The following is a 15,937-nucleotide window of genomic DNA, read 5'->3' as shown; positions in this document are numbered from 1 at the left end:
GGGGCTCAGCCGGTGGGGTCCTCGAGGACGAAGACCCGGACCCGTCGGCTGCTGCCGATCCGCTGTCGGTAGCGGGCGTAGCCGGGGTAGAAGCGCGCGGCCAGCGCGAACACCTCGTCGGCCTCGGCCGGCGTCGCCACCCGGGCGGTCACCTGGCGCGTCGTGCCGCGGTAGGTGACCACCGCCCGAGGGTCCGCCTCCAGGTTGAGCGCCCACGCCGGGGTGGTCGCCTGCCCGAAGTTGGTGCCGATCAGCGCCAGCCCGCCGTCGTACGGCGTCGCGATCAGGTGGCTCGTGCGGCGCTGGCCCGACCTGCGGCCGGTCGTGGTGACGTCGAGGACCGCGAGGCCGGCCAGCAGGCTGGGTGCGCTGTGGCGGCCCCTCGTCAGACGGCCCACGACGTCGTCGACGTGGCGCAGGACGCGGGAGAACACCCAGCCGCCCGCGCGGGTGCCCGCGCCCCACCGGAACACCCGGTGCAGGGGGCTGCCCGTGGCGTGCGAGTAGCCGAGGTCGGCGGCCAGGTCGCGCTCCATCGGAGGAGCGTAGGCCTCGTGCCCGCCAGGCGTCGATCAGTCCTCGGGGTCGTCGAGCCGCGCGAGCCAGGTGGCCAGCCGCTCGATCGGCACCTCGAAGTCGGGGTGGGCGTCGACGAAGGCCTGCAGCTGCTCGGCGAGCCACGCCAGGGTGACCTCCTCGTCACCCCGGCGCCGCTCGAGCTCCTCGATCCCGCGATCGGTGAAGTACACCGCTGCTCCCCAGGTCCCGGCTCAGTAGTCGTGGCCGGCGGAGCGCGGCGACTCGAAGGCCGCGTCGAGCAGCGTCTTCTGCTCCTCGACGTGGCGCTTCACCGTGCCCACCGACGGCGACGCGGACGCCGGACGGGTGATCGGCTCGACGGTGAGGTCGAGCTGGGGCCACACGTTGAGCTGGTAGTGCGGCCACGGGCCCATGTTGCGCGGCTCGTCCTGCACCCACCGGACGGCCTTGAGGTTGGGGTACTTCGCGACCTCGGCCTTGATCTCCTCGACGGGGTTGGGGTAGAGCCGCTCGATGCGACCGATGGCGAACTGGTCGCCGTTGTCGCGCTTGGAGCGCTCGACCATCAGGTCCCAGGTCACCCGGCCCGAGCACATGATGAGCGTCTCCACCTTGTCGCGGTCGGCGGCGTCGTCGCCGATGAACGCGCGGAAGGTCGTGTCGCCGACGAAGTCGGCCGGCTGCGAGGCCGCCTCCTTGCGCTTGAGCATCGACTTGGGCGTGAAGACGATCAGCGGACGGTGCTCCTCGCCGAGGGAGTGGCGACGCAGCAGGTGGAAGTAGGACGCGGGCGTCGACGGCTGCGCGACGACCATGGCGTCCTCGGCCGACATCGTCAGGAAGCGCTCGATGCGCGCCGACGAGTGGTCGGGGCCCTGGCCCTCGTAGCCGTGGGGGAGGAGCAGGACGACGCCCGACTGCTGGCGCCACTTGGTCTCGCCGGCGGAGATGAACTCGTCGATCACGGTCTGGGCGCCGTTGACGAAGTCGCCGAACTGCGCCTCCCACAGCACCAGTGCCTCGGGCCGCGCCACGGAGTAGCCGTACTCGAAGCCGAGGGCGGCGTACTCGGAGAGCAGCGAGTCGTAGACGTGGAACTTCGCCTGGTCCTCGGTGAGGTTGGTCAGCGGGGTCCACTCGTCAGCGTTGGTGCGGTCGATGATCGTCGCGAACCGCTGCACGAACGTGCCACGGCGCGAGTCCTGGCCGGCCAGGCGCACCGGACGGCCGTCCATGAGCAGCGAGCCGAAGGCGAGGATCTCGCCGGTGCCCCAGTCGATGGGGCCGTCGGTGATCGCGGCGGCGCGCCGCTGCAGCTGCGGCATGACCTTGGGGTGGACGGTGAAGCCCTCCGGCGGGGTGACGTAGCTGTCGGAGATCCGCTTGAGGACCTCCGGCGTGACGGCCGTGGAGAAGTCGCCGGCCGGCTTGTCGGGGTAGTCCGGGACGGTCGTCCACTCGGTGGGCGCCTCGGAGCTGGCCTCCCGCACCTCCGTGAAGACCCGCTCGAGCTGCTGCTGGTAGTCCTTGAGGACCTGCTCGGCCTCCTCGATCGTGATGTCGCCGCGACCGATGAGCGACTCGGTGTAGAGCTTGCGGACCGATCGCTTCTGCTCGATGAGGTCGTACATCAGCGGCTGGGTGTAGGACGGGTCGTCACCCTCGTTGTGGCCGCGACGGCGGTAGCAGACGAGGTCGATGACGACGTCCTTGTTGAACGCCTGGCGGTAGTCGAAGGCGAGCCGGGCGACGCGGATGCACGCCTCCGGGTCGTCGCCGTTGACATGGAAGATCGGGGCCTGCACCATCCGCGCCACGTCGGTGGCGTAGAGGGACGAGCGCGACGAGCCGGGAGCCGTCGTGAAGCCGACCTGGTTGTTGATGACCAGGTGGACGGTGCCGCCGGTGCGGTAGCCGCGCAGCTGCGACAGGTTGAGGGTCTCGGCCACCACGCCCTGCCCGGCGAACGCGGCGTCGCCGTGGACGAGGAGGGGGAGGACCGGGAACTTCTCGCCCTGGTCGAGGATGTCCTGCTTGGCGCGGGCGATGCCCTCGAGGACCGGGTTGACCGCCTCGAGGTGCGAGGGGTTGGCCGCGACGGAGACCTTGATCTTGTCGCCCGACCCGGCGACGAACTCGCCCTCCGCGCCGAGGTGGTACTTCACGTCTCCGGAGCCCTGGACCGTGCGCGGGTCGATGTTGCCCTCGAACTCGCGGAAGATCTGGCTGTACTTCTTGCCCACGATGTTGGCGAGCATGTTGAGCCGGCCGCGGTGGGCCATGCCGATGCACACCTCGTCGAGGCCGGTCTCGGCGGCTGCCTCGCAGATCTCGTCGACCAGCGGGATCGTGGTCTCGCCACCCTCGAGGCTGAAGCGCTTCTGCCCGACGAACTTGGTCTGCAGGAAGGTCTCGAACGCCTCGGCCTGGTTGAGCTTGAGCAGGATGCGCAGCTGCTCCTCGCGGGGCGGCTTCACGTGCGGCTGCTCGACGCGCTCCTGGATCCACTTGCGCTGCTCGGGGTCCATGATGTGCATGTACTCGATGCCGGTGGTGCGGCAGTAGGAGTCGCGCAGGATGCCGAGGATGTTGCGCAGCTTCATGAAGCGCCGGCCCTCGCCGCCGAAGGACCCGGTCGCGAACTCGCGGTCGAGGTCCCACAGGGTGAGGCCGTGCGACTCCACCTCCAGGTCGGGGTGGCTGCGCTGGCGGTACTCCAGTGGGTCGGTGTCGGCCATGAGGTGGCCGCGGACCCGGTAGGCGTGGATCAGCTCGAGGATCCGGGCCTGCTTGACGATGTCGTCGTCGTGGCTCGCGACCACGTCGCGCGCCCAGCGGATCGGCTCGTAGGGGATCCGCAGCGAGCGGAAGATCTCGTCGTAGAAGTCGTTCTCGCCGAGCAGCAGGCCGTGCACGCGCTTGAGGAACTCGCCCGACTGCGCACCCTGGATGACGCGGTGGTCGTAGGTCGAGGTGAGCGTCATCGCCTTGCTGATGGCGTTGCGGTTGATCGCCTCCTCGGACGCGCCCTGCCACTCCGGCGGGTACTCCATCGCGCCGACGCCGATGATCGCGCCCTGCCCGGCCATCAGCCGCGGCACCGAGTGGACCGTGCCGATGCCGCCCGGGTTGGTCAGCGACATGGTGGTGCCCTGGAAGTCCGCGACGGTCAGCTTGCCGTCGCGCGCCTTGCGGACCATGTCCTCGTAGGCGGTCCAGAAGGCGGCGAAGTCCATCGCCTCGGCGCCCTTGATGTTGGGGACCAGCAGCTGGCGGGTGCCGTCCGGCTTCTGCATGTCGATCGCGAGGCCGAGGTTGATGTGGGCCGGGGTGATCAGGTTGGGCTTGCCGTCACGGACCTCGTAGCCGACGTTCATCTCCGGCATCGAGCGCAGCGCCTTGACCAGGGCGTAGCCGATGATGTGGGTGAACGACACCTTGCCGCCACGGGCGCGGGCGAGGTGGTTGTTGATGACCGTGCGGTTGTCCCACAGCAGCTTCACCGGGACCGAGCGCACCGATGTGGCGGTCGGGACCGACAGCGACGCATCCATGTTGGCGGCCGTGCGGGCCGGGGCACCGCGCAGCACGGTGTAGGTCGGCTCGTCGCTGACCGGAGCCGGAGCCGCGGGCTTGGGGTCCTTGGCGACGGGGGCGCTGGAGCCCTTCGCCGGCTCGTCGGCGGCGGCCTTCGGGCGCGGCGTGGAGGTCGGCGCCTTGGCCGCCGGCTTCTCGGCCGACTTCTGGGCCGGCTTGTCGGCCGACTTCGCGGGAGCAGCCGCCTGCTCGGGAGCGGCGGCCTGCCTGGCGGGTGCCTTGGCGGGAGCCTGCGAGGTCGCCGGAGCGACGGACCGGGTCGTGGTCTGGGACTGGCTCTGGGACTTGGTCTTCTGCGCCGCCGGGGCCGCGGAGGCGCTCCCGTTGCCGAAGTAGGACGCCCACTCCGGCCCCACGCTCGCGGGATCCTTGTCGTACTGCTCCTTCATCTCCTCCACGAGCCACTCGTTGGCTCCCAGGTCAGATGACGGTGCAACCGAGGACTGGTTGCCGGACTGCCCGTTCGGGGACTGCGCCACGCTTGTTTCGCCTCTTCCAGATGTGATCGCGCGAGGATTGACCAAGTCGACGACAAGGCTAGTCGCACACGCACGCAAATGCAGGGCCGGGTTCGACTGGTGAGGCATGGTGTCGACCACACCAGTAGTCACCCCCAGCTCATCCGTTGGTCATCACCTTCTCGGGACCGCCGTCGTCCGCTCGATCCGCCTGGAGCTCCTCATGCCCCGCCCCTCACCAGGCCGCGTCCGCCACGCCCACCGCACCCCCCGCGGCTCCCGCCTCGCGGGACTCGCGCTCGTCCTGCTCGTGCCGCTCGCCTCCGCCTGCCAGTCCGGCGCCGAGCCGTCGGCATCGCCGGAGCGGCTCAGCCGGTCCGACGCGCGGGCCACCCTGGCCTCGCACCCCGGGTCGACGAAGGTCGGCATCCACCGGGTCCACGGCCGGCTGCCGGTCGCCCGGCGCAAGGCCGTGCGCGCCCAGGTCGGAGCCGTAGTCGACCGCTGGTGGGAGGCGGCCTACCTCGGCGGCTCCTACCCGCGCGGCAGCTTCCCCTCCGCGTTCCCCGGCTTCACCGACGCCGCCGAGGAGCGCGCCCGCGCCGACAAGGCGCTGCTGACCAACCAGGTCGCCGGTCCGCGCATCGAGTCCGTGGCGCCACACAGGCGCACGGTCACCCTCGACATCCTGGCCACGGGCCGACGGGCGCGCGCCGTGACCGCGCGGTTCGTCCTGCGCTTCGACACCACCGGCCAGAAGACGGGCACGACCACCGTGCGCGGACGGCTCTTCCTCACCCGCAAGAGGGGTGCGTGGCGCGTCTTCGGCTACGACGTCGCGAAGGGAGCCCGGTGATGGGACGGAGCACGAGGCTGGTGCGGACGGTCGCCCTCGCGGCGGTCCTGGCGGTGACGGCGTTCGTCGTACCGACGTCGGCGATGCAGCCGACCGAGGTCAACCTGGTGAAGATCCGGCACGCGCAGGGCGTGGCCACCGGTGGCGAGGACGTGGTGTGGATCCTCGGCGTCGGGTCGGACGCCCGGCCGGGCCAGGTGATGACCCGGTCGCGGGGCGACGCCCTGCAGCTGGTGGGCATCAACACCCGCACGGGCGCGGCCACCGCGATCGGCGTCCCCCGCGACTCCTGGGTCACGATCCCCGGCCACGGGCGGGAGAAGATCAACTCGGCGCTCTACTTCGCCGGCCCGCGCGGGATGGCCGGTGCGATGCACAACCTCGTCGGCATCGAGCCCGACTACGTGGTGGTCACCCGGTTCCCGTTCTTCGAGGACATGATCGACGACATCGGCGGCATCACCGTCACCAACCCGCGCCGCTTCGCCGACCCCAACCTCAAGAAGGAGGGCTTCGCCAAGGGGCGCATCCGTCTCGGGGGCTACGACGCGATGGCGTTCTCGCGGGTCCGCTACGACCTGCCGGGCGGCGACTTCGACCGCTCGGCCAACCAGCAGCGCACGCTCCGCGGCATCCACGCCCGGATCCGATCGCAGGCCGACGTGGCGGGCTTCATCGAGCGCGGCGTCATGACGGTGATGGCCCACACCGACACCAACGCCTCGCCGGCCGAGCTCTTCGAGATCGCCCAGGCCGTCGCGCAGGTCGATCCGCGGAGGATCACGACGTGCGTCGTGCGCGGGCGGATCGGGTTCGTGGGTGCCGCCAGCGTGGTCTTCCCCGACGTGGCGCAGGCGCGGCGCCTGGGTCGCGAGGCCCGCCGCGACGCGACGCTGCGCGGCTGCTGACCGGGCCCGTGCCCGCGTGGACGGGTGCGCCACGCGGGCAGCGGGACCGAGAGGTCAGGAGTCGTAGATGCGCCCCGCGGTGCGGGCCAGGTCGATGACGACAGCCTCGGAGTAGAGCTTGATCCGCAGCGCGATCACCTGCGACCCGCGATAGCCGGTGTCGACGAGCTGGCGCTGGATCTCGCCGACGCCGTTGGGCAGCTCCACCACCTCGCCGGGCGCCGGCACCGCGACCTGCTGTCCGGCGACGGTGATGGACCCGACGCCGGTCGAGATCTTGGAGCCGACCCGCTTGCCGGGCTTCTGGCGCATCGCTGCGCGCGAGCTGACGTCGGTGATGACCAGCTGGGCGGTGGGGATCGACACCGACCGGATGGCGGTGCGCGACCAGCCCTTGGCGACCTTGCCGCGCTTGGCGCCGGCCTTCGCGCGGAACTGGTCGCCGTTGACCTGGTAGGTCACGCCGTCGAGCTGGACCGGGACCGGGACGAGCTGCGTGGCGTGCGGGACCTGGTAGGTCTGCGTCCGGCCGCGGGTGCCCTGGCAGGGGAGCGCCTTGTGCTGCACGTTGCCGAACCGCAGGGCGCCCTGCAGCGCCTGGTAGTCCATCGCGGTGCCGCCGGAGCGGAAGACGCCGACCGGGGCCGGCCCGCCCATCCGGACGCGCGCGGTGCCGAGCTCCACGAGCTGGCGGCGGTCGCCCGCGGTGACCTCGATCCGAAGGGCCGAGGCCTGGGACTGGGCGTTGTGGCTGTTGGCTCGGCCGTTCTCGTAGCCCAGGGCGATGGTGCCGAGGCCGGGGATGACGATGGGCTTGGTCACGTCGCTGAGCACCTGGAACACCTGCTGCGCGGCCTGCTGGGTCCCGGTGAAGACCGTGTCGGTGACCTGGTCGAGCGGGGCGAGGAGCTGCTGGAGCTCGGGCGGCAGCTGCTCCACGACGGTGTTGTCGAGCAGCTCGAGCGAGATGCTGGCGAAGGTGAACCCTTCGTCGTGACCGTAGCCCCGCGGGGTGTGGAAGGCGTGGGCCGTCGTCTGCAGACCCTTGATGACCAGGCGGGGCGTGGTCAGTGGGCCGACGGTGCCGCCGATGCTGATGTCGCCGATGGTGTTGGTGCCGCGGACGCCGTGCGTCTCGCCGTCGACGTACGTCTCGGTGCGGCTCGCGCTGGCCGAGACCTGGATGAGCGGGTTGTCGGGGACCGACACGGCGCTCTGCTGCTCGACCACCTTGCCGGCCGACCGGGTGCAGAGCTGTTGCGCGTGGGCGTCCTTGAGGTTGAGCGCCTCGACGCTGTCGGTCACCAGCTTCACGCCGTAGACGTCACCGCGGTAGCCGAATCCGGTGAGCTGGTCCGCCCGCGCTGCCCGGGCGTCGGCGCCACCACCGGCCTCCGCGGGCGCGGCGCCGGTGGACAGCACGAGCGCGGCGCTCAGGCCGAGGCTGACGACGGCGGCGAGCCGTCGCTGGGTCTTCTCCATGTCCCCTCCCAGGGTCGACGGGAGCGACGCCCGGCCGTCCGAGTGACCGGCCGGTAGCTCCCTCGACCCCCTCAACGACGGCGGCCCGGATTGGTGACGGCCGTCACCGGGACGACGGGACGGCGCGCGCGGGGCGCCCGGGACCCGGGGGTAGCCAGCCCGGGCCGGACCCACCCCGGACAGGACGAAGGACCCTGTGACGGGGCCCGGGCGCGTCCCGATACTGAGATTCGTCACGCTGCGGCGGTCGCACGAGGCACCGCACGTCTCGGTGTGCAGGAACGGGGGATCCGATGGTCCAGGAAGTCTCGTCATCACGCGCCACGGACCCGGGTCCGCGTGCGCCGGAGGCCGAGGAGGAGCGCCCCGCCGGGTCACCCGGCCCCGCCGTCGAAGCCGGACGAGTGCCGCTCGACCGGTTGCTGGGCATGGTCACCCTCAGCCCTGCCGAAGCCGCCTTCGTGGCCGCCCGCCTCATGGAGACCAGTGACGTGCCGCACCCGGTCGACGGGGCGTTCGACCTGACGCTGACCCACGACGACCGCTGGGTGGTCGCCCTCACGGACTCCGGGGACGTCGAGGCGACGCGTGCGGGGCCGCGTTCGGGGGCCGCGCTGCCCGAGCTGCTCGGGGAGCTCGTCCACAGCGCGCGCCGACTGCCGGCCCACCCCTCCGCTGCGCAGCTGGCGCTGCTGCGCCGGCTCGAGGAGGCGGCCGCCGACACCACCCCCGACCCGGGCGCGCGGGCCGCCCGGCTCCGGAGGGCACTGGTCGAGACCGTCGGGGCGGACGCCTCCGAGCGCCTGCGTGCGCAGCTGGCGGACCTCGTCCGCGCGTACGTCCACATGGCGGCGAGCACCACGGCGCAACCGGGCGTCCCGACGCCGACGCCGGCCGATGTGGCGCGGCCCGATCCGCACCCGCCCGGTCCTCGCCGACCCGCACCGACGCGGCTCTCGCGTCGCCGGCCGCGTGGCCCGGCCCGGGGCCGTCGACGTGCCCCGGCCGGCCGGGTGGCCCTCGCCCTCGTGCTCCTGCTCGTGGCGGTGGTGGGCAGCGGCTACGTGCTGGCCACGCGCGGCGACGACCCGGGTGCGGGTGCGGACAGGTCCGACCCCGCGCCCACCGAGCCGGGCGGGAAGGCGAGCGCGGGCGAGTCGCCCGAGCCCGCTGGTCGAGCGTCGTCCCGGCCCCGCCCGCGCGTCGAGACCCTTGCGCCGCGGCAGGCCGGTGCCGTCACCGGGGTCGAGCTGCGGCGGGCCGGTGACTGCTCCCCAGGCGCCCTCTGCGCCGTCACCGTGACGGCTCGCTTCCGACCGGCCGCGACCGCGCAGGTCGTGACCTGGCGGGTGGGCACGGCGACGTCGTGCAACGGCGGTGTCAGCTGGTCACCGCCGGTCAGCGTGACCGCGCAACCCGGCTGGACCCGGGTCTATGCCAGCTCGTCGGTGCAGGTCCCGCGGCGACCTGCGGTGGCGCTCGTCGCGACGACGACGGCACCCGCACGCGCCCAGTCGTCGCCGGTGCCGGTCACCGGGTCGTCGCTGCGCTGCTAGCCGGCGGCCATGCTCAGCGTCGAACGGGGACTACTGGGCGGGCGCCGGTCCCGCCCGGCGCCCGGCCGGCCGGCACGCCTCCCGGTCGTGCGCCTGCTCGATCCCCTCGCCGTCGGGGCCGTGGCCCTCCTCGTCGTGCTGGGCGTGGCCAACCTCGCCGCGCTGGGTGACCCGGCCGCCGCACGGCACCAGCTGGTCGTGGTCGGCGGTGGCGTGGTGCTGTTCGTGGTCCTGAGCCGGTGGCGGACCGCCGGCCTGCGCGGGCTGGCGTGGGGCTGCTACGGGGTCAGCGTCGTGCTGCTGGTGGCCGTGGACGTGGGTGGCATGTCGGTCAGGGGTGCCCAGCGATGGATCGCGATCGGGTTCTTCAGCATGCAGCCCTCCGAGCTCGCCAAGCTCGGGCTGCTCCTGGTGCTGGCCCTGGTCCTGGGGAGCGACCGGTCGTGGCCGCGGCGCCTCGTGACCGCCGTGGCCGTCGCCGTGCCGCCCATCGGGCTCGTGCTGGTCCAGCCCGACCTGTCGACGGCCGCGGTGCTGTGCGCCGTCACCGGGACGATGCTGGTGCTCGGTCGGGTCCCGCTCAAGGTGCTCGTGCCGTGCCTCGTGGTCGCGGCCCTCGCGCTGCCGTTCGCCGAACAGCTGCTCCACCCCTACCAGCAGGAGCGACTGCACGCCTTCCTCAGCGGGTCGACCGACGCCGACGGTCCCGGATGGGCGATCCGGCAGATGCACATCGCCCTCGCCTGGGGTGGACTGACCGGCGGTGCGGACCACCCGCTGCACCAGCTCGTCGGGCTCTACCTGCCGGACCGGCACACGGACCTCGCCTTCGCCAGCGTGGTCGAGCAGTTCGGGTTCCTTGCCGGCGCGGCGGCCGTGCTCGCAGCGATGGTGCTCGTGTGGCGGGTCGTCGGCATCAGTCGCCACACCCGCAACCGTCCGGCGGGGCTCGCCGCGGCCGGCTTCGCGGCACTCGTCAGCGTCGAGGTCGCGGTCTCCGTCGCAGGCAACCTCGGCCTGGTCCCGACCGCCGGGGTCCCGTTCCCTCTGCTGAGCTACGGGGGCACGGCGGCCGCCGTGCACATCGCCGCGCTCGGTCTCGTGCTGGCCCTGGGCGCCGACGGGGAGGCCCACCGCCTCTGGCTCCGAGAGCGGCCGGACCGGGCGCGACCGCGCCTGCTGCGCACGACCGCCGTCGTGGTGACCGGCCTCCTGGTCGGGATGGTCGGGTTCGTCTGGCAGCTGCAGAGCGCGCAGGGGTCCCAGCTGCGCGAGGCCGCGCTCGACCAGATGCTGCGCTGCACCCGGGTCCCCGCGGCGCGCGGTGAGATCACCGACCGGCACGGGACGCCTCTCGCCCTCGACGTCCGTCGGCACCGGGTCGCGGTGGTGCCGGCCCTCGTGCGACCCGCCGACGTGTCCACCCTGGCAGCCCTCACAGCGCGCCCCGAGATCGGCCTGCGACGCCAGCTCCACCGGCACCGGGCGAGCCGCGACCTGACCGTCGCGTCGCTGCCGCCGGCGGCCGGTCGCCGCGTCCGCAACGCGGCGCTGCCAGGTGTCTTCGTGGTCCCGGAGACCCGTCGGCGCTACCCGGCCGGTGACGTGCTCGGCCCCGTGCTGGGCTGGACGGGCGTGGCCACTCCCGTCGAGATGGAGCGCTGGCCCGACCTGGCCCTGGACGCGATCGCCGGCCGCGCCGGGCTCGAGCAGGTCTACGACCCCGTCCTGCGCGGCACCGACGGCCGCCAGTGCGTCTACGTGACGCCGGCCGGCACGCCCATGGCGATGGGGCCCTACACCCCGCCCCGCCGGGGGAGGACCCTGCGCCTCTCGGTCGACCTCGGTCTCCAGCGTGAGCTCACCCGGTCCCTCGACGCGGTGCTGCGCAGCAGGCCCGGCCAGCCGCTCGGGGACCTCGGCGGAGCGGTCCTCCTCGATCCCCGCAACGGGCAGGTCCTCGCCACGGCCAGCCGGCCGGCGTACGACAACCGGCTCTTCGGCCCGCCCGTCGACAACGGCGCGTTGGCCCGGGTGTCGCGCAGGCCGGGCAGTCCGATGCTCGACCACGTCACCCAGGTGGCCGCACCGCCCGGATCGACGTTCAAGCTCGTGGTCGCGGCCGCCAGCATGAGGGACGGCACCGTGCCGCCGGACCGGGTGCTGCCGGGCGGCGGCTCCTGGACGCTGGGCGACCACTCCTTCGGCAACTGGATGTCCCTGCCGGCGCAGGACCTGCCCAACGCCATCTCGTTGTCCAACAACGTCTACTTCTACCAGCTCGCCTGGGCGATGGGCCCCGAGCCGATCATCAGCACGGCCCGGAGCCTGGGCGTCGGCCGGCCGACCGGCATCGACCTGCCGGGGGAGACCGGCGGCTACCTGGGCACCCCGGACTCGGTCGCCCGCGACGGCGGGACGTGGTTCCCCGGCTCCACCGTGATCCTCGGCATCGGGCAGGGCTACCTCACGGTGACGCCGCTGCAGGACGCGCTGTGGACCGCCGGCATCGCCACCGGCGCCATGGTGACGCCGCACCTCGGCCTGTCGTACGGCGAGGGGCGGGGCCGGTCGGCTCTCCGGTGGCCGCGGCCGCGCCGGCTGCCGTACGCCGACAGGCTGGGGCCGGTCCGCGAGGGCATGGCGCTGGCCGCGACGTCCGGCACCGCCAGCATCCTCCGGGCCCTGCCGGTCCGGGCCGGCGCCAAGACCGGCTCGGCCCAGGACCCGTCCGCGCCCAACGGCGCGCCGGACTCGTGGTTCACCGCGGCCGCCCCGCTGGATCGCCCGCGCGTGGTGGCGACGTCGTTCGTGCGCGGCGGAGGCCACGGGGTCAGCACGTCGGGCGCCGTCGTGCTGCCGGTGCTGGACTACTTCTTCGCCCACGAGGAGGAGATCCTGCGGACGGGGCCCCGTCCCCGCAGGCACCGGTGACCGGTCGGTGGTCAGCCGGCCTCGAGGAACGCGTCCTCGTAGGCCCGCGCCACGTCGGGGTCGGCCACGCAGCGGGCCGCGCCCTCCGCCACGCAGGTGAGCGGCCGGTCGGCCATCCGGACGGGGAAGCCCAGGGCGGACTCGACCAGCTTGTCGAAGCCGCGCAGCAGGCTGGAGCCGCCGAAGACGACGACCCCTTCGGTGAGGATGTCGTCGGCCGCCTGCGGCGGCAGGTTGTCCAGCACGCCCGCGAGCGCGGTGATGATGGCGTCGGCCGTCGGCTGCAGCGCCTCGAGGACCTCGGCGGACTCCAGGGTCTTCAGGCGTGGCCGGCCGGTGGCCAGGTCGATGCCCTGCACCACCGTGGAGAGGCCCTCCTCGGCGTCCACGGCGCACTTCAGGGCCTCCGCGGTGAGCTCGCCGACGAGCAGCTGGTGCTCGGCCCGCAGGTAGCGGTAGAGCGTCAGCGTCATCTCGTCGCCCGCGATCCGCGACGACCGGTGTGACAGGACGCCGCCGTAGCAGAACGCGGTGATCTCCGAGGTGCCGCCGCCGATGTCGAGGACCATGTGCGCCCTGGGCTCGAGGGGGTCCAGGCCGCAGCCGACGGCCCCCGCGATCGGCTCCGGGATCAGTGCCGCCTTCCGCATCCCGGCCTCGTCGGCCACCTCCAGCAGTGCGCGCCGTTCGAGGGCGGTCGCGCCCGCCGGGACCCCGATGACGGCGCGGGCGCCGATCCGCTGCCACGCGGGCAGGGCCGCCTTGGCCAGCAGCGCGGACATGAACGCCCGTGCGGCCTCGAGGTCGACGATCACGCCGTCGTGGAGCGGACGCACGGCGGAGAGCCCGACCGGGCAGCGGCCCATCAGGTCGCGTGCCTCCCGTCCGACCAGCAGTGGGCGGACACGTCTGGTCCGCGCCTCGGACGTGCGGACCACCATCACCGACGGCTCGTCCAACAGCACCCCGCGGGTCCGGTGGCACACCACCGTGTTCGCGGTCCCGACGTCTATTCCGAAACCACCGCTCATCGTGCCCCCTGCGTGAGATCCCAGGACCCGGTTCACGCTACGGCTCCGCCTCCGCCTTGACAGGGGTCTTTGGTCCCGGGGGGACAGGGACCCGAGCCGATGGGCCCACCCGGGAATGAGCAACGGACCTACGTTTCCGTAGGTCCGTCGTCGCCGATGTCGTGCGACATCACAGGGCGCCTCCGGCAGGATTCGAACCTGCGGCACCTGGTACCGGAAACCAGTGCTCTATCCCCTGAGCTACGGAGGCCCGCACCACCCGGATCGCTCCGGGCCGGTGCGCGGTGAAGACTACCGGTCGCCCGGCGTGGTGGTGAAACCGCCTCAGCGCAGGGCGAGCGACCCGGACGTCACGGCGGGGAAGGGCAGGGCCTCGTGCTCGGCGATCCGGGCGTCGAGGCTGGCCGCGACCTCCTCGGGCCACGGGGCGGTGCGCCGGTCCTCGAGCTCGATGTGGAGGAAGATCTCCTCGACCACGCACGCGACCTGCCGGTGCGTCTCGTCGAGCAGGTAGATCAGCACGTGGGCCGCACGCTCGGAGCGGCCGAGCAGGCGCACCCGGGCCGACATCGTGTCGCCGGTGCGCAGCTCGTTGAGGTAGGTGACGTGGTGCTCGGCGGTGAAGCAGGCGTGCCCGTGGGTCAGCGGCCACATCTGCGGGATGCCGACCTCGACGAGCGACTCGTCGAGCCCCTCGCTGGCGATGCCGATGTAGTGGCGGACGTTGAGGTGGCCGTTGATGTCCTCGAAGGGCATCGGCACGGGCTGCTCGACGTAGGCGGGGAGGTCGACCAGCTGGTCGTAGGTGGGGTGCGTCGTCACGCCCCGAACCCTAGGGCAGTTCCCGTGGTGGTCCAGCGGGCCAGGGCGTGAAACCGGTTCGGCCCCCACCATGCGCCGCCGATAGTCTTGCCCGGTGAATCCCGATCAGCTCTCCGAGACCATCGTCGACGTGCTGGAGGCCCTCGTGGCCGACGGCGCGATCACGCTGCCCGACGGCGTACCGACCCAGGTCACGGTGGAGCGACCCCGGCAGAAGGGGCACGGCGACTACGCCACCAACGTGGCCCTCCAGCTCGCCAAGCGGGCCGGGACCAACCCGCGTGCCTTCGCCGACCTCGTCGCCGAGCGACTCCGCGCCTCCGACGGCATCGCCGAGGTCGAGGTCGCCGGGCCCGGCTTCCTCAACGTCACGGTCGAGGCCGGCGCCCAGGGACAGGTCGCGGCCGACATCGTCGCGGCGGGCGAGGCCTACGGCTCCTCCGACGCGTTCGCCGGGGAGAAGATCAACCTCGAGTTCGTCTCCGCCAACCCGACCGGACCGCTCCACCTCGGCGGCGTGCGCTGGGCGGCGGTCGGCGACGCGCTGGGCCGGATCTTCGAGAAGACCGGCGCCGACGTCACCCGGGAGTACTACTTCAACGACCACGGCGCCCAGATCGACCGCTTCAGCTCCTCGCTGCTCGCCAGCGCCAAGGGCGAGCCGGCGCCCGAGGACGGCTACGGCGGCCAGTACATCCACGACATCGCCGCGGCGGTCGTGGAGCGCCGTCCGGACGTCAAGGAGCTCGACGACGCGCAGGCGCAGGAGGTCTTCCGCGAGGTCGGCGTCGACATGATGTTCGCCGAGATCAAGAAGTCCCTGCACGACTTCGGCGTCGACTTCGACGTCTACTTCCACGAGAAGTCCCTCCACGACTCGGGCGCCGTCGAGCGCGCCATCGAGCGGCTCACCGAGATGGGCAACACCTACGAGGCCGACGGTGCGCTGTGGCTGCGCACCGAGCAGTACGGCGACGACAAGGACCGCGTGATCATCCGGTCCAACGGCACCCCGGCCTACATCTCCGGCGACCTGGGCTACTACCTCGACAAGCGCGAGCGCGGGTTCGACCGCTGCTTCATCATGCTCGGCGCCGACCACCACGGCTACGTCGGCCGGATGAACGCCATGTGCAGCGCCTTCGGCGACGAGCCGGGCAAGAACCTCGAGATCCTCATCGGCCAGATGGTCAACCTGCTCAGGGACGGCGCGCCGCTGAGGATGTCCAAGCGCGCCGGCACGGTCGTCACCATCGACGACCTCGTCGACGCGATCGGCGTCGACGCCAGCCGCTACGCGCTGGCCCGCTACCACAGCGACAGCCCCATCGACATCGACCTCGACCTCTGGTCGCGCGCGACCAACGACAACCCCGTCTTCACCGTCCAGTACGCCCACGCGCGCGTGTCGAGCCTGATGCGCAACGCCGCCGACCTCGGTGTCACCGCGGAGTCGCACCCCGAGCTCCTCACCCACGAGAAGGAGGGCGAGCTGCTGCGCGCGCTCGCCGAGTTCCCGCGGGTGGTGAAGGCAGCCGCCGAGCTGCGCGAGCCGCACCGCGTGGCGCGCTACCTCGAGGAGCTCGCCGGCACCTACCACCGCTTCTACGACAGCTGCCGGGTCCTGCCACGCGGCGACGAGGAGATCTCCGACCTCCACCGCGCGCGGCTGATGCTCGTCGACGCGACCCGGGCGGTGCTGGCCAACGGGCTCGACCTGCTCGGCGTCTCGGCTCCCGAGAGGATGTGATCG

11 protein-coding genes and 1 tRNA gene are annotated in these 15,937 nt (G+C 72.6%); 5 read left to right on the top strand and 7 right to left on the bottom strand.

Translation table 11 applies throughout. From position 1 onward, the window contains the following. Nucleotides 1-5 precede the first annotated feature (5 nt). From NCI01_RS10055 to NCI01_RS10045, 3 genes are read right to left on the bottom strand one after another with little or no spacing between them, the layout of a single operon-like run. Nucleotides 6-536, bottom strand: coding sequence for a nitroreductase family deazaflavin-dependent oxidoreductase (locus NCI01_RS10055; RefSeq protein ID WP_254181348.1), 531 nt, complete (start codon nucleotides 534-536; stop codon nucleotides 6-8). Nucleotides 537-572: 36 nt separating this feature from the next. Beyond that, complete coding sequence (locus NCI01_RS10050) at nucleotides 573-749, bottom strand: DUF6104 family protein (RefSeq protein WP_168218509.1); 177 nt, start codon at nucleotides 747-749, stop codon at nucleotides 573-575. Nucleotides 750-770: 21 nt separating this feature from the next. Continuing rightward, a complete protein-coding gene (locus NCI01_RS10045; protein WP_254181666.1) occupies nucleotides 771-4,526 on the bottom strand; it encodes a multifunctional oxoglutarate decarboxylase/oxoglutarate dehydrogenase thiamine pyrophosphate-binding subunit/dihydrolipoyllysine-residue succinyltransferase subunit in 3,756 nt (1,251 codons plus the stop codon). 292 nt (nucleotides 4,527-4,818) lie between these two features. Between NCI01_RS10045 and NCI01_RS10040 the strand changes: the two genes are divergently transcribed. After that, nucleotides 4,819-5,451, top strand: a complete 633-nt coding sequence (locus NCI01_RS10040; protein WP_254181347.1) for a hypothetical protein — start codon at nucleotides 4,819-4,821, stop codon at nucleotides 5,449-5,451. Then, the gene (locus NCI01_RS10035; RefSeq protein WP_254181346.1) at nucleotides 5,451-6,359 is read left to right on the top strand and encodes an LCP family protein; all 909 of its coding nucleotides are present in this window, start codon (nucleotides 5,451-5,453) and stop codon (nucleotides 6,357-6,359) included. Before NCI01_RS10040 ends, NCI01_RS10035 begins: the two co-directional genes overlap by 1 nt. Nucleotides 6,360-6,413: 54 nt before the next feature. Here NCI01_RS10035 and NCI01_RS10030 read toward each other — a convergent pair whose 3' ends face one another. After that, a complete protein-coding gene (locus NCI01_RS10030; protein ID WP_254181345.1) occupies nucleotides 6,414-7,841 on the bottom strand; it encodes a choice-of-anchor P family protein in 1,428 nt (475 codons plus the stop codon). Between the two features lie 293 nt (nucleotides 7,842-8,134). Between NCI01_RS10030 and NCI01_RS10025 the strand changes: the two genes are divergently transcribed. Both NCI01_RS10025 and NCI01_RS10020 read left to right on the top strand, forming a co-directional pair. Beyond that, nucleotides 8,135-9,397 (top strand): hypothetical protein, encoded by a 1,263-nt coding sequence (locus tag NCI01_RS10025; RefSeq protein WP_254181344.1) that lies wholly within the window; start codon nucleotides 8,135-8,137, stop codon nucleotides 9,395-9,397. 9 nt (nucleotides 9,398-9,406) lie between these two features. Further along, nucleotides 9,407-12,331, top strand: a complete 2,925-nt coding sequence (locus NCI01_RS10020; protein ID WP_254181343.1) for an FtsW/RodA/SpoVE family cell cycle protein — start codon at nucleotides 9,407-9,409, stop codon at nucleotides 12,329-12,331. 11 nt (nucleotides 12,332-12,342) lie between these two features. Here NCI01_RS10020 and NCI01_RS10015 read toward each other — a convergent pair whose 3' ends face one another. The 3 genes from NCI01_RS10015 to NCI01_RS10005 all read right to left on the bottom strand — a co-directional run bounded on the left by NCI01_RS10015 (nucleotide 12,343) and on the right by NCI01_RS10005 (nucleotide 14,184). Continuing rightward, entirely contained in the window at nucleotides 12,343-13,362 is a 1,020-nt protein-coding gene (locus NCI01_RS10015; RefSeq protein ID WP_254181342.1) for a rod shape-determining protein, read from the bottom strand. Between the two features lie 177 nt (nucleotides 13,363-13,539). After that, a tRNA-Arg gene (locus NCI01_RS10010) sits at nucleotides 13,540-13,612 on the bottom strand. A gap of 74 nt (nucleotides 13,613-13,686) precedes the next feature. Next, complete coding sequence (locus NCI01_RS10005; RefSeq protein ID WP_254181341.1) at nucleotides 13,687-14,184, bottom strand: thioesterase family protein; 498 nt, start codon at nucleotides 14,182-14,184, stop codon at nucleotides 13,687-13,689. A gap of 94 nt (nucleotides 14,185-14,278) precedes the next feature. Between NCI01_RS10005 and argS the strand changes: the two genes are divergently transcribed. Continuing rightward, entirely contained in the window at nucleotides 14,279-15,934 is a 1,656-nt protein-coding gene (gene argS, locus NCI01_RS10000) for an arginine--tRNA ligase (protein ID WP_254181340.1), read from the top strand. The last annotated feature ends 3 nt before the right edge of the window (nucleotides 15,935-15,937 follow it).

This window comes from Nocardioides pinisoli, from assembly GCF_024199985.1.
Classification (GTDB): Bacteria; Actinomycetota; Actinomycetes; order Propionibacteriales; family Nocardioidaceae; genus Nocardioides; species Nocardioides pinisoli.
Note: the sequence above shows the minus strand (reverse complement) of the source record. Positions and strands in the feature narration are given on the sequence as shown.